Below are 13068 nucleotides of genomic sequence, written 5' to 3'. Positions count from 1 at the left end.
TGAGGGGGCCGTCCATCATGGGCGGCCCTTTTGCATGTCAGGCGAAAGCGCGGCGCCGATCGTCTGGATCACGCCGTCGATGTTTTCCATGACCTCGTTGTTCCAGAAGCGCAGCACGCGATACCCTTCGTTGTTGAGAAATTGGGTGCGGGCCGCATCATAGCCTGCCGTACCAGCATGCGTGTCGCCGTCGATTTCGATGACCAGCCTGGCAGCGTGCGAGCAGAAATCCACGAAATAGGGTCCTAACGGGACTTGGCGGCGGAAGCGTTGCGCGGGATGCGCCTCGCGAACGGCGCCCCACAAGCGGCGCTCAGGTTCACCCGTATTCCTGCGCAACACGCGGGCGCGTCTTGTCGTGTCAGCAGGCAGCAGTTGGCGCTTCGTCAGGCCTTCCGCATTCCCCCTCACCTTCCCACGCTTCGCGCGGGCCCCTTCCTCTCCCACAAGGGGAGAGGAGTCCTGCTGTCCCTCTTCCCTTGTGGGAGAGGAAGGGAGGCCCGCAGGGTCGGAAGGGTGAGGGGAACCTATCGATGACACCTCACTGGCACGCCAGACATTCGTCATAGTCCTTCGACTCGACCTCGATCTGGCGCAGGTCGATCGTGTTGTCGGCCTCGACGCCGCCGGCGAACCCGGCGCGCTGCACCGACTTCGAGCGGAGATAGTAGAGCGACTTGATGCCGAGCTCCCAGGCGCGGAAGTGGAGCATGAGGAGGTCCCATTTCTCGACGTCGGCGGGGATGAACAGGTTCAGCGACTGCGCCTGGTCGATGTACGGCGTGCGGTCGGCGGCGAGTTCGAGCAGCCAGCGCTGGTCGATCTCGAAGCTCGTCTTGTAGCAGTCCTTTTCCTCGGTCGAGAGGAAGTCGAGGTGCTGGACGCTGCCGCCCTGCTCGAGGATCGAGTTCCACACCGCGTCGCTGTTCTTCGACTTCTCGGAGAGCAGCTTTTCCAGATACGGGTTCTTGACCGAGAAGCTGCCCGACAGCGTCTTGTGCGTGTAGATGTTCGCCGGGATCGGCTCGATGCACGCGCTGGTGCCGCCGCAGATGATGCTGATCGACGCGGTCGGCGCGATCGCCATCTTGCAGCTGAACCGCTCCATCGCGCCGACATCGGCGGCGTCGGGGCAGGGGCCGCGCTCGATCGCGAGCTGCATCGACGCTTCGTTGGCCGCGGCGTTGATGTGCTTGAACATGCGCAGGTTCCACGACTTCGCCATCGCGCCCTCGAAGGGCAGGCCGCGCGCCTGGAGGAAGCTGTGATAGCCCATCACGCCGAGGCCGACCGAGCGCTCGCGGCCCGCCGAGTAGGCGGCGCGCTCCATGCCGGGCTCGTGGCGGTCGATGTAATCCTGCAGGACGTTGTCGAGGAAGCGCATGACGTCCTCGATGAAGCCCTTCTCGCCGTTCCACTGGTCCCAGGTTTCGAGGTTCAGCGACGACAGGCAGCACACGGCCGTGCGGTCGTTACCGAGATGGTCGCGGCCGGTCGGCAGCGTGATCTCGCTGCACAGGTTCGAGGTCGAGACCTTGAGGCCGAGTTCGCGGTGATGCTTGGGCATCGCTTTGTTCACGTGGTCGGCGAAGATGATGTAGGGCTCGCCGGTCTGCAGGCGGGTCTCGACGAGCTTCTGGAACAGCGAGCGCGCGTCGACGGTGGCGCGGATCGCCTGGTCCTTGGGGGAGCGCAGATGCCATTCGGCGCCGGCGCGGACGGCTTCCATGAAGTCGTCGGTGATCAGCACGCCGTGATGCAGGTTGAGCGCCTTGCGGTTGAAGTCGCCCGAGGGTTTGCGGATCTCGAGGAACTCCTCGATCTCGGGATGCGAGACGTCGAGATAGCAGGCGGCAGACCCGCGGCGCAGCGAGCCCTGCGAGATCGCGAGGGTCAGCGAATCCATCACGCGGACGAACGGGATGATGCCGCTGGTCTTGCCGTTGAGGCCGACCGGCTCGCCGATGCCGCGGACATTGCCCCAATAGGTGCCGATGCCGCCGCCGCGCGAGGCGAGCCAGACATTCTCGTTCCAGGTGTCGACGATGCCGTTGAGGCTGTCGGGCACCGAGTTGAGGTAGCAGCTGATCGGCAGGCCGCGGCCGGTGCCGCCGTTCGAGAGAACGGGGGTGGCGGGCATGAACCAGAGCTTCGAGATCGCGTCGTAGAGGCGCTGCGCATGGCCGGCGTCGTCGGCATAGGCCGAGGCGACGCGGACGAACAGGTCCTGGTAGCTCTCGCCCGGCAGCAGGTAGCGGTCCTTCAGCGTTTCCTTGCCGAAATCGGTGAGCAGCGCGTCGCGGCTATGGTCGACCTCGACCGGATAGGGCTGCGGGCGCACCGAGTGGCTGTCCTGCGCCTGAGCCGCCTGCGGGGCGGCCGCTGCGGCGGTGTCGAGGGTGTCCGTGGTCATGTCGCTATCCCGGCTGCTATCACTGAAGTCCATCGAAACCGCTCCCCATTCGTTCTCGGTCCGTTCGAATCGGGAGCGGGCTCCCTATTACACCCGCGCGACCCCAAGCGGAGAACAAAAAGAGATCACGCAGCCGAAACGACGGTTGCGATGCTCCTGCCTGCATATGGTAATGCAACGACAATTCTACCAGCGATTGGGTCCGGCAACGAACGCAACCCCAAGAGATTGTGCCAAAGCGGAAGGCGACGCAAGCGGGTTGATGACGGGACGGTCATCTTGCGGGTCGGTTCGACCGGCGATGCCCGCGCGACGCACGGACTTCTGCGGGGTTCACGATGTGCAAGGGAACAGGGCGCGAACGAAAATATTTTGGTGGGGATGGTCGGGGTGTCTTCTCCACCCGTCATCCCGGGCTCGTCCCGGGATCCAGGGTTACGGGCGGGTCGCTTGGGGCTCTGGATGCCGGGACGAGCCCGGCATGACGAAGGGGGGGCGGCTGACCGAACGGGGCGTCGTACGACGGGGGGCGGCGTCAGGCCGAGCGGCGGAGGACGCGGGAGACCTGGGCGGGGGTGAGGCGGTCGAGGTTGAAGGCTTCGGCGAACTCGATCCCTGCCTTGCCGTCCTTGGCCCAGCGGATGCGGGCGGTGATCATCTGGTCCTCGAGCAGTTCGATCTGCATCTCGATCCCCGCGGGGTCGCCCTCGATCGCGATCCCGTCGATCATCGCGCCCTTGGTCGAGATGTCGCGGATGCGCACGTCGCCGCGGGCGCCGTCGATCGCGATCCGCGCGGAGCGGAGCATCTTGGTGCGCGGCGACCGGCTGACCTTGAAGCCGCTGGGCTTGGCGATGCCGGCCTGTCCGCCGAGTTGCACCAGGACCTCGTCCGCGGGCGCCGGGCGGCCATAGACATAGCCCTGGATATGGCTGCAGCCGAGGTCGCGGATCAGGTCGATCTCGTCCTGGATCTCGACGCCCTCCGCGGTGGTTTCCATCCCGAGCGTGTCGGCGAGCGTGACGATCGCCTTGATGATCGCGGCGTTGCGGTTGCCCGACTGTGCCGCGCCCTTCACGAACGACTGGTCGATCTTGATCTTGTCGAACGGCGCGTTGCGCAAATAGCCGAGACTCGAATAGCCGGTGCCGAAATCGTCGAGCGCGAGGCGGACGCCGATCCCCTTCAGCGCCTTGAACATCTGGTCGGACGACTGCGTCTCGTCAAGGAACACGCCCTCGGTGATCTCGAGTTCGAGCCGGCCGGGCGCGATACCCGAATGCGCGAGTGCGCTGGTGACGAGTGCGGGCAGCGCCGGGTTGGCGAACTGGATCGGCGAGACGTTGACCGCGACGCGGATGTCGCCCGGCCAGCGCGCCGCCTCGAGACAGGCGGTGCGCAGGACCCATTCGCCGATCCCCTCGATCAGTCCGCTCTCCTCCGCGATCGGGATGAAATCGGCGGGCGATACGTTGCCGCGGGTCGGGTGGGTCCAGCGGATCAGCGCCTCATAGCCGACGATGCGCGCGGTCTTGGTGCTGACGACGGGCTGATAGGCGAGGTGGAAGGCGCCGTCGGACACCGCGGTGCGCAGGTCGTCCTCGAGCTGCTTGCGGCTCTTGGCACCCGCCAGCATGTCGTCCGAATAGAAACGGTGGATGCCGCGGCCGTCGCCCTTGGCAGCATAGAGCGCGAGATCGGCGTTGCGGACCAGCGTCTCCGAATCCTCGCCATGTTCGGGTGCGACCGCGATGCCGATCGAACAGCCGATCGCGACTGAGGCGCCGCTGATGAAATAGGGCTGGGACAGCGACGTGATCAGATCGCGCGCGAGCACCGCGAGCTGCTCGCGATTGTCGATGCCGGGCAGCACGACCTTGAACTCGTCGCCGCCGAGGCGCCCGACCAGACCGGCGTCGCCGACCCCGCGCTGCAGACGCTGCGCGACCTGTTTGAGCAATGCGTCGCCCGCCTGGTGGCCGAGCGTGTCGTTGACCGCCTTGAAGCGATCGAGATCCATCAGGAACAGCCCCGTAGGGCGATGCGGGCCCGCCTGCTGCGCGAGCGTCTTGTCGAGCGTCAGACGCATGCGCTGGCGATTGGCGAGACCGGTCAGGCCGTCGAACAGCGCAAGGCGAGTGATCTCAGCCTCCGACTTGCGCTTCTCGGTGAGGTCCGAGCCCGAGCCGATAAAGCCCTGGAAGCGGCCGATCTCGTCGACCAGCGGGCGCCCCGAGATCGACCACCAGCGCGGCGAGTCGGTGTCGATCGGCGGGTCGATCGCGGCACGAACCGAATAATCGGCGAACGAGGTGCGCGAGGAGAGATGGAAGGCGAGCGTGCGTTCGGTGCTGTCGCTGTCCATCCGGAACAGGTCGGTCAGCAGCATGCCCGCGGGGCTGCCCCCGGTCGGGGTCAGCTCGCCCGCGACCTTGGCAGAGATATAGGTGACGCGGCCGTGGCGGTCGGCTTCCCAGAACCAGCCGGTGCCGTGGCTTTCGAACTCTGCGATCATCTTCACCGCGAGGCGACCCTCGCTGCCTTCGTCGACGCGGTCGAGCGCGATGTCGTGATCGACCTGGGCGAGCCGGTGCGCGACCAGCGCGAGGCAGCCGAGGAAGAGCACCGCGACGGCGAAGGCGAGGCTGATCCCCGACAGGATCGCGAGCATCAGCACCACGCCAGCGCCGAAGCCGAGCGTCGCGACGCGGACCGGGTGGATGCTGAGCGCGGTGACGCCGATCGCGCCCGAGACCGCGACGAAGCAGCCGAGCTGCACCGTGCCGACGGGCATCCGCGTCGTCGTCCAGAGCAGCGCGAGCAGCCCGGCGGCGAGACCGGCCGCACCCGCGGTGAGGATCCGGTAGCGCTGATGCGCCGGCCAGCGACGCATCGCGGGAACGCGCAACGTCGCCAGCAGCGCCAGCGAGACGATCGCGACGATCCCGACATAGACGCCGATCAGCGGCAGCATCGCGCCCCGCCCGTCGATCGCGGCGATGACGATCAGCAGCACGCCGGCGACGAGCTGGGTCGCCAGCGTGAACGGCCATACCGCGCCGATCTGCGCGAGCAGCGCGCTCTGGACCGCGACGACCTGATCGCGGCCGTCTTCTCCCAGCCCGAACAGGCCATAGGCCGCGGGGCGACTGCGTTGGCGACGATCGGCTTTGGGAAGGGGCGCGTGCATGGCGCTGGATAGCCCCGGATGCGTTGCGAAACTGATAAGCGATCAGGGTTAACGCGCGTCGATCGCCCGAAATCGGTTCGATCGCGCGCGCCGGGGACTCAGTGCTTGGGCAGCGGCGTACTGCCTTCGATCAGCGCCCTGGCGGTCTTGTAGCAATCCTCAATATGCGCGTTGCCGACGAGCTTCATCGCGCCGAAACTGATCGAGGCGGCGACCGCGGAACCGGCGAAGGGGACGAACTTGGCGACCGAGCCGACCGCGAGTCGCGTGCCGATGCGGCGGAGCAGTGCGGCGACGACGCGTTTGGTGACCATCCGGCCGATCATCGTGTTGCCCATGCTGGTCGCGAGCACGAAGACCTGCTGCGCAAGGCGCGGGTCCATCTTCTCGATCTGCGCATGGTCGAGCTCGAAGCGTTCGCTGATCTTCGGCAGCAGCGTCGTCAGCAGGCCGACATCGGCAACGAGGTCCGCGCCGGGGACCGGCACGACCGCGGCACCCGCCGAGATCAGCGCGCGGTTGGTGACGAGGCGGCGGGTTTCGTCGCGGATGCGGTCGAGTTCCGCGAGGCTGGTGATCATGGCGGGCGCTGTCCTGAAAGAGAGGTGCGGGCAGAACGCGCTTGCGGCCGGTAAGTGCCGTCAGACCGGTTGCGTTACGATCCGCGACGCGGCTTCGCTGGCGACGATGGGGGCGCCGGGAACCTGGAAATAGCCGGCGCGCGCCATCGCCTCGCCGCGCGCGATCCCGGCGGTCCAGATCGCGAGCCACGGCGCGAGCAGCAACCCGAGCGTCACCGGGATCAGCCACAGGGCGGTCATCGGCGCGAACGGCGACAGCAGCAGGAACACCACGCCCAGCGCCATGTGCCAGCGATAGCGCGGGAACGCGTCGGCCCAGGCAAGCCCGTCGCGGTTGCGGTTCTGCGGTGCCCAGCCCGAGGGACGGCCGCGCAGGATGTTGAACAGGTCGATCGTCTGCGTGAGCGCGGTGACCGGCGCGACCAGCATCGACAGCGGCACGTCGAGCGCGACCGAGCGCAGGATCGCGCGACGGCCGCCGAACGATTGGCGGCGCGGCGTGTCCGCGAACGCCCAGATCACGCTAAGCAGCTTGGGACCGAACAGCAGGACGAGCGTGACGCCGAACACCTGCAACGACACCGCCGCGTTGACGATCGTGGTCTGGCCCGCGAGCGCCTGCAGAATCGTCGTCGCGATCAGCACCAGCCAGGCGGGCGAGGTGATATAGGCGGACGCGCCGATCAGCAGCTGCAGCCGGCTTATCCAGTGGAAGCCTGCACTGTTCAGCAGGCGGAGATGCTGGATATTGCCCTGTGCCCAGCGGCGGTCGCGGACCGCCTGGTCGATCAGCGTCGGGGGATATTCCTCGTGGCTGTCGTCGATCATGATCATGTGCACCGACCAGCCGCGGCGGCGCAGCAGCGCGGCCTCGACCATGTCGTGGCTCATGATCGCGCCGCCGAACGGGGGCTTGCCCGACAAATCGGGGAGGCCGCAGCTCGAGGCGAAGGCGGTGACGCGGACCAGCGCGTTGTGGCCCCAGAAGGTCGCCTCCGCGCCCGACCACCAGACCAGCCCCGCGGTCGAGATCGGGCCGTAGAGTCGGCTGGCGAACTGCATCCAGCGCTGGAACAGCGTCTGCGCGTCGATGACGGTGGGGACGGTCTGGAGCAGGGCGATGCCCGGGCGCTGTTCCATGACCTGCGCCATGCCGACCATCGCGCGCCCGCCCATCAGGCTGTCGGCATCGAGCATCATCATATAGTCGTAGGCGCTGCCGAAGCGGCGGATCCATTCGGCGACGTTGCCCGGCTTGCGCCCGACATTGTCGGTGCGGCGGCGGTAATAGACGGGCACCGCAGCGCGGGGGGCGAGCGCCTCCCAGGCGGCGAACTCTTCGGGCTCGGCGGCAGCGGCGGAATCGCTCAGGATGAAGAAGTCGAACAGGTGCGCCGCGCCGGCATCGGCGAGCGAGCGCGCCATCTGCTCGACGCGACCATAGACCGCGTCGACGTCCTCGTTGTGGATCGGGACGAGCACCGCGGTGCGGCCGTGGAGCGTGCCGGCGCTCTGCGGCGCGGGGACGAAGCCGGGGTGCGACCCGGTGATCAGCAGGACGAAGCCGATCGCGGCGTTGAGGAAGCCGAACGCGATCCATGCGAACAGCGGGAAGAACAGCAGCAGCAGCGCGACGTCCCACGCGTCGATGCCGTCCTGGATCAGCGATTCGCGCAGCGTCGTCGATGCGGCGGTAGCGAACAGGCCGGTGAGCAGCACGAGCAGCACGCGGCGGCCGAGCATGTCGCCCGAATCGACGCTCTGGCCCTCGGCGATCGGCGCGTTGGGGCGCGGCGGCTCGCCGAAGCGCTGCACGGGCATTGCGATCGGCGCTTCGGGGGGGAGCGGCTGCATCAGAAGATCGGGGCCAGCACGGTTTCGCTGAGCGAGGTGGTGCCGCGCTTCAGGAACAGGCGGACATCGGCGGGGCCGCCGCCCTCGATCGCGACGTCGGCGGTGACGCGCCAGCGGTTGGGCTGGCCGACGACCGGATAGGCGGCGCTGGCGAGCAGCTTGCCGCGGGCGACGTCGATCTGCGGGGTGACGCCGCTCGAGCGGTCGAGCCCGGCGAGACCGGGGCCGACGAAATCGACGACGAGCTTCTTGGCACCCGCGATCGCCTCGCCGCCAGGGCGGCCGGCGGTGCCGCGCCAGGACTCGACCGCGTGCGCGACGTTGGCGGTGTTTGGGGCGACGGTCGGATCGGTCGAGCCCCAGGTCAGCGCATAGTCGAATTTGAGCGTCTGGCCGGCGCGGACCGGCGCGGCGGGGGTCCAGAAGGCGACGATGTTGTCGACCGTCTCGGCGGCGGTCGGGAAGGCGAACAGCGTGACGGCGCCCTTGCCCCATTGGCCCTGCGGCTCGACCCAGAGGTTGGCGCGGCGATCGTAGAAGGCACCGTCGTCCTGGTAGTGATCGAAGGCGCGGTCGCGCTGGATCAGGCCGAAGCCCTTGGGGTTCTCGTCCTGGAAGCTGTCAGTGGTCTCGTGCGGCGGGTTGGCGAGCGGGCGCCAGATGCGCTCGCCGGCGCCCGTGTGGAGCGCGAGGCCGTCCGAATCATGGATTTCGGGGCGCCAGTCGGTGCCGGCCGCGCGATTGCCCTCACCGTACCAGAACATGCTGGTGGCGGGCGCGATGCCGAGGCGCTGGATGTCGCGGCGGATGTTCAGGACCGACGAGACGCGCTGGCGGACGCCGTTCGCATGGGTGGATTCGAAGCGATAGGCGCCGGTCAGGCTGGGGCCGTCCATCAACGCATAGATCGTATAGGCCTGCGGACCGGTGCGCTCGATCCAGAATTCGGTGAAGTCGGGGAACTCCTCCTTGTCCGATATGCCGGTGTCGATCGCGATGCCGCGCGCGGACAGGCCGTACTGGTCCTGCGAGCCGGCGGTGCGGAAATAGCTGGCGCCCATGAAGGCGAGCCAGTCGCTCTTGCCGCCCGGCGCCATCGCGCGGAAGCCGGCGATGCCGAGTGCGGGGGCGTGGCCTGCCTCGCTCTCGAACAGGTCGGGGGTGAAGGGCACCGGGATCGCCCGGCCGTTTTCGACCACGTTGATCTTGACTGGCATGGGCGCGTAGCGGCCGAGCGGGAACAGGCGGATGCCGCCGGCGAGCTGCTTCGCCTCGCGGTAGCGGATCGCGCCGACCTTGTCGTAATCGACCGCGGCGGCGGCGGCGACCTTGGCCGGGGCGGTGTAGGGCTGGCGGGCCAGGGCGGCGGCGCGCGCCTGCAAGGCGTCCCATGAGAACGGCGCGGCGGCGGCGGTGGCAGCGCCGCTGGCCCTGGCAGCGACCATGAGCGCAGCGAGGCCGCCCAACATCTCGCGTCGGTAGAAGTCGACCATGAATACCCCTGTGCCGTGTCCGTCGCCGTGTTCGTCGAACGATCGTTACGGGACTGACTCGTTGTGCAACGCGGCATAACCTATCGCGTTCCCGTGTGCATCCCCACGCAAATGCGACGGTCCGGGTGCTTCACGCTTTCGCGCGATACCGGGTCCACAGCCGCAACACGACGAAGATCGCGGCGACGACGCCGATCAGGATCGCGATGCCGACGAGTTTGTTGCCCCCGAGTAGCTCCAGCACCTGATCGCCGAACAGATAGCCGATTCCCGTGAACAGCACCGCCCAGACGATCGCCGAGACCGCGTTGAGCGCGACGAAGGTGCGCGCGGGGACGTGGCTGGTGCCGATCGCGATCGGGCTGATCGTGCGCAACCCGTAGAGAAAGCGGAAGCCGAGGATGAACGCGGTCGGGTGGCGATCGAGCGTGCCAAGTGCCTTGGCAAAGGCGGGCTTCTCGATCATCCGGCGGATGCGTGCGGTGTCACGGTAGCGGCGGCCGATGAAGAAGAAGAGCTGATCCGCGGCGAACGAACCGGTCGCGGCGGCGACGCCGGTGCCGACGAGCGGGAGCAGGTGCTGGTGCGCGAGCAGGCCGCCGGTGACGACGCTGGTCTCGCCCTCGAACCCGGCGCCGAGGAAGATGGCCGCTAGGCCGTATTGGGTGATGAATGATTCTATCGACATGGGGGGCCTTGGACGAAGGGTTTGAGCGCATCCCAGGCGGGTTGCTTGGCCGCCAGCCCGATCGTGTGGAGCGGGCTGCTCGAGGGGAGCGTGATGCGGGGGGCGGGGTGTTCGCCGAGTAGCGGCGCGCCATGCTTTGCCGCGGTGGCGCCATTGAAGGCGATCGCCTGGAGCTCGGGGAGCGTGGCGGCGAGCGCGGCGAGGTCGTTGCCGGCGATGTCGCGGATCGCGGCGTCGGTGCTGCCGGGGCGCAGCGCGGTGGCGACGACGTCCCACAGGCCGATCCCACGCGCGAGCAGCGCGGCGAGGCGGTCTTCGTAGGGAAGCGCCATCAGGTCGTGGCCGATCACCGGGGATAGCAGCCGCCAGAACTGGTTCTGCGGGTGCGCGTAATAGCGCGCTTCGGCGAGCGAGCGGTCGCCAGGGAGGCTGCCGAGGATCAGCAGCCGGGTGTTCGGGGCGACCACGGGTGGGAAGGAGCGCTTGAGCATGAGGGTACCCTACCTCCGTCACCCCGGACTTGTTCCGGGGTCCATCGTGTCGCGTACTCGATGGTCCGGGGCGTGCGGTGGCATGGATGCCGGAACATGTCCGGCATGACGGGGGAGGCGAGGGCGGTCCGCCAATTGCGGGCCGGGGGGAAACGCGCTTATGTTCGCGCCCATGAAAATGCTCCTCTCCGCAAGCCTCGCCGCGATCGCCGTCGCGAGCCCCGCCGCCGCCCGCCAAATCACCATCGACGACGTGGTCGGCCTGTCGCGCGTGTCCGCGCCCGTCGTGTCGAAGGACGGGCGCTGGCTCGTCTGGCAGCAGCGCGAGACCGATCTCGCCGCCGACAAGGGCCGGTTCGACGTCTGGCGGCTCGATATGACCCGCAAGGGCGCGGCGCCCGAGAAACTGGTCGCCGAGGCGGACGTCAACGAGACGTCGCCCGCCTTCTCGCCCGATGGCACGACGGTGTATTTCCAGTCGGACAAGGGCGGCGACGATGCGATCTGGTCGGTGCCCGTGGCCGGCGGTACGCCGCGGCAGTTGACGACGGTCAAGGGCGGGATCGGCGGGTTCAAGGTCGCGCCGACCGGCGACAAGCTGCTGGTCTGGGCGGATCGCCGGCCGGGCGCGCCGAGCCTGGAGCCGGCGATGGTCAAGAAGGATCCCAATGCCGGCGGCGCGCGGACCTATGACCAGCTGTTCGTGCGCCACTGGGACACCTGGGCGGACGGGAGCCGGTCGCAGCTGTTCGTGCTGCCGCTGACGCCTGGCGGTGCGGCGGGGAACGGCGTGGCGATCGGCGGGCAGCTGATCGGCGATACGCCGTCCAAGCCGTTCGGCGGTGGCGAGGAACTCGCCTGGTCGGCGGACGGCAAGACGGTGTATTTCGCGCTGCGCGAGGCGGGGCGGATCGAGCCGCTGTCGACCAACATGGACATCTTCGCGGCCCCCGCGGACGGGTCGTCGCCGCCGGTCAACCTGACCGATGCGAACGACGGGACCGACACCGCGCCATCGGTGTCGCCGGACGGCAAGTGGCTGGCGTACACGGCCATGAAGCGCGCAGGGTACGAGGCGGACCGGCTGGTGCTCCAGCTGCGCAACCTGGCGACGGGCGAGACGCGCGCACTGACCGAGGGCTGGGACCGGTCGGTCGCTTCCGTCGCCTGGTCGCCGGACGGCGCGCGGATCCTGGTGACCGCCGAGGATACGCAGGAGACGCCGATCTGGTCGGTCGACCCGAGGAGCGGCAAGGTCACGCGACTGACCGGCGTCGGCAACGTCACGGCGGTGGTGCCGACGGCGAAGGGCATGGTGTTCGCGATGAACAGCCTGGTCGCGCCCGACGATTTTTACCGGATCACGGGCAAGGGTAAGCCGGTGCGGCTGACCTCGGTCAACGCCACCAAGCTCGCCGGGATCGAGATGCCGAGCGTCACGCGGTTCAGCTTCGCGGGCGCGGGCGGCGACACGGTGTGGGGCTATGCGGTGAAGCCCACCGGCATCACCGGCAAGCTGCCGGTCGCGTATATGGTGCATGGGGGGCCGCAGGGGTCGAGCAACAACAGCTGGTCCTATCGCTGGAACCCGGCGGTGTTCGCAGGCGCGGGATACGGGCTGGTCGCGGTCGATTTCCACGGGTCGACCGGCTACGGCCAGGCCTTCACCGATGCGATCCGGAACGACTGGGGCGGCAAGCCGCTCGAGGACCTGAAGCTGGGGCTGGCCGCGGCGACGAGCAAGTTCGGCTGGCTGGACGGCGACCGCGCGTGCGCGCTGGGGGCGTCCTATGGCGGCTATATGATGAACTGGTTCGAGAGCCAATGGCCCAACCGCTTCAAGTGCATCGTCCAGCATGACGGCGTGTTCGACGCGCGCGCGATGGCGTACGAGACCGAGGAGCTCTGGTTCGACGAATGGGAGCATGGAGGGCACCCCTATTACGAGGACCCGGCCGCGTTCGAGAAATGGAACCCGGTGAACTATGTCGACAAGTGGAAGACCCCGATGCTGGTGATCACCGGCGAGAAGGATTTCCGGATTCCGTACACGCAGGGGATTGCGAGCTTCACCGCGCTGCAGCGGCGCGACGTGCCGTCGCGGCTTCTGGTGTTCCCGAATGCGAGCCACTGGGTGCAGCGGCCCAAGGACAGCCGGCAATGGTATGGCGAGGTGATCGGGTGGATGGACAAGTGGACGGCGAAGCGGTGAGCCCCCCGTCATGCTGAACTTGGTTCAGCATCCATGGCTGTGCGGGCGCAGCGGTCGATCGTAGGCGCTGCGTTTGCCGCGCGATGGATCTTGAAACGAGTTCAGGATGACGGAGTTGGGGGGAGCGGCGGGCGTTTCGCGAATCC

General features: G+C 68.1%; 9 protein-coding genes. 1 reads left to right on the top strand and 8 read right to left on the bottom strand.

Features of this window, described 5'->3' with window-relative positions:
* Positions 1-15: 15 nt before the first annotated feature.
* The 8 genes from FSB78_RS13010 to FSB78_RS12975 form a co-directional block, all read right to left on the bottom strand.
* Positions 16-567, bottom strand: a complete 552-nt coding sequence (locus FSB78_RS13010) for an endonuclease domain-containing protein (RefSeq protein ID WP_199743180.1) — start codon at positions 565-567, stop codon at positions 16-18.
* A complete protein-coding gene (locus FSB78_RS13005; RefSeq protein ID WP_422396696.1) occupies positions 542-2413 on the bottom strand; it encodes a ribonucleoside-diphosphate reductase subunit alpha in 1872 nt (623 codons plus the stop codon). The genes FSB78_RS13010 and FSB78_RS13005 overlap by 26 nt, the downstream gene beginning before the upstream one ends.
* 535 nt (positions 2414-2948) lie before the next feature.
* A complete protein-coding gene (locus tag FSB78_RS13000) occupies positions 2949-5603 on the bottom strand; it encodes an EAL domain-containing protein (protein ID WP_147083040.1) in 2655 nt (884 codons plus the stop codon).
* Positions 5604-5701: 98 nt separating this feature from the next.
* A complete protein-coding gene (locus FSB78_RS12995) occupies positions 5702-6184 on the bottom strand; it encodes a hypothetical protein (RefSeq protein ID WP_147083039.1) in 483 nt (160 codons plus the stop codon).
* A gap of 60 nt (positions 6185-6244) precedes the next feature.
* The gene (gene mdoH, locus FSB78_RS12990) at positions 6245-8038 is read right to left on the bottom strand and encodes a glucans biosynthesis glucosyltransferase MdoH (protein ID WP_147083038.1); all 1794 of its coding nucleotides are present in this window, start codon (positions 8036-8038) and stop codon (positions 6245-6247) included.
* Complete coding sequence (locus FSB78_RS12985) at positions 8038-9531, bottom strand: OpgD/OpgG family glucan biosynthesis protein (RefSeq protein ID WP_147083037.1); 1494 nt, start codon at positions 9529-9531, stop codon at positions 8038-8040. Before FSB78_RS12985 ends, mdoH begins: the two co-directional genes overlap by 1 nt.
* Before the next feature lie 130 nt (positions 9532-9661).
* Complete coding sequence (locus FSB78_RS12980) at positions 9662-10219, bottom strand: DedA family protein (protein WP_147083036.1); 558 nt, start codon at positions 10217-10219, stop codon at positions 9662-9664.
* Positions 10210-10710, bottom strand: coding sequence for a DNA-deoxyinosine glycosylase (locus FSB78_RS12975; RefSeq protein ID WP_147083035.1), 501 nt, complete (start codon positions 10708-10710; stop codon positions 10210-10212). The genes FSB78_RS12980 and FSB78_RS12975 overlap by 10 nt, the downstream gene beginning before the upstream one ends.
* Positions 10711-10882: 172 nt before the next feature.
* Here FSB78_RS12975 and FSB78_RS12970 point away from each other — a divergent pair, with 172 nt between their 5' ends.
* A complete protein-coding gene (locus FSB78_RS12970) occupies positions 10883-12922 on the top strand; it encodes a S9 family peptidase (protein ID WP_147083034.1) in 2040 nt (679 codons plus the stop codon).
* The last annotated feature ends 146 nt before the right edge of the window (positions 12923-13068 follow it).

Origin of the sequence: Sphingomonas ginsenosidivorax (genome assembly GCF_007995065.1) — a bacterium.
GTDB classification, from domain to species: Bacteria; Pseudomonadota; Alphaproteobacteria; order Sphingomonadales; family Sphingomonadaceae; genus Sphingomonas; species Sphingomonas ginsenosidivorax.
The sequence above is the reverse complement of the archived record's forward strand: the minus strand, read 5'-3'. Positions and strand labels throughout refer to the sequence as shown.

What these genes read in the sequence shown, in the direction of transcription:
- FSB78_RS13010 (WP_199743180.1), bottom strand. Translation starts at nt 567, where the DNA reads ATGACGAATGTCTGGCGTGCCAGTGAGGTGTCATCGATAGGTTCCCCT.
- FSB78_RS12975 (WP_147083035.1), bottom strand. Translation starts at nt 10,710, where the DNA reads ATGCTCAAGCGCTCCTTCCCACCCGTGGTCGCCCCGAACACCCGGCTG.
- FSB78_RS13000 (WP_147083040.1), bottom strand. Translation starts at nt 5,603, where the DNA reads ATGCACGCGCCCCTTCCCAAAGCCGATCGTCGCCAACGCAGTCGCCCC.
- mdoH (WP_147083038.1), bottom strand. Translation starts at nt 8,038, where the DNA reads ATGCAGCCGCTCCCCCCCGAAGCGCCGATCGCAATGCCCGTGCAGCGC.
- FSB78_RS13005 (WP_422396696.1), bottom strand. Translation starts at nt 2,413, where the DNA reads ATGACCACGGACACCCTCGACACCGCCGCAGCGGCCGCCCCGCAGGCG.
- FSB78_RS12970 (WP_147083034.1), top strand. Translation starts at nt 10,883, where the DNA reads ATGAAAATGCTCCTCTCCGCAAGCCTCGCCGCGATCGCCGTCGCGAGC.
- FSB78_RS12985 (WP_147083037.1), bottom strand. Translation starts at nt 9,531, where the DNA reads ATGGTCGACTTCTACCGACGCGAGATGTTGGGCGGCCTCGCTGCGCTC.
- FSB78_RS12980 (WP_147083036.1), bottom strand. Translation starts at nt 10,219, where the DNA reads ATGTCGATAGAATCATTCATCACCCAATACGGCCTAGCGGCCATCTTC.
- FSB78_RS12995 (WP_147083039.1), bottom strand. Translation starts at nt 6,184, where the DNA reads ATGATCACCAGCCTCGCGGAACTCGACCGCATCCGCGACGAAACCCGC.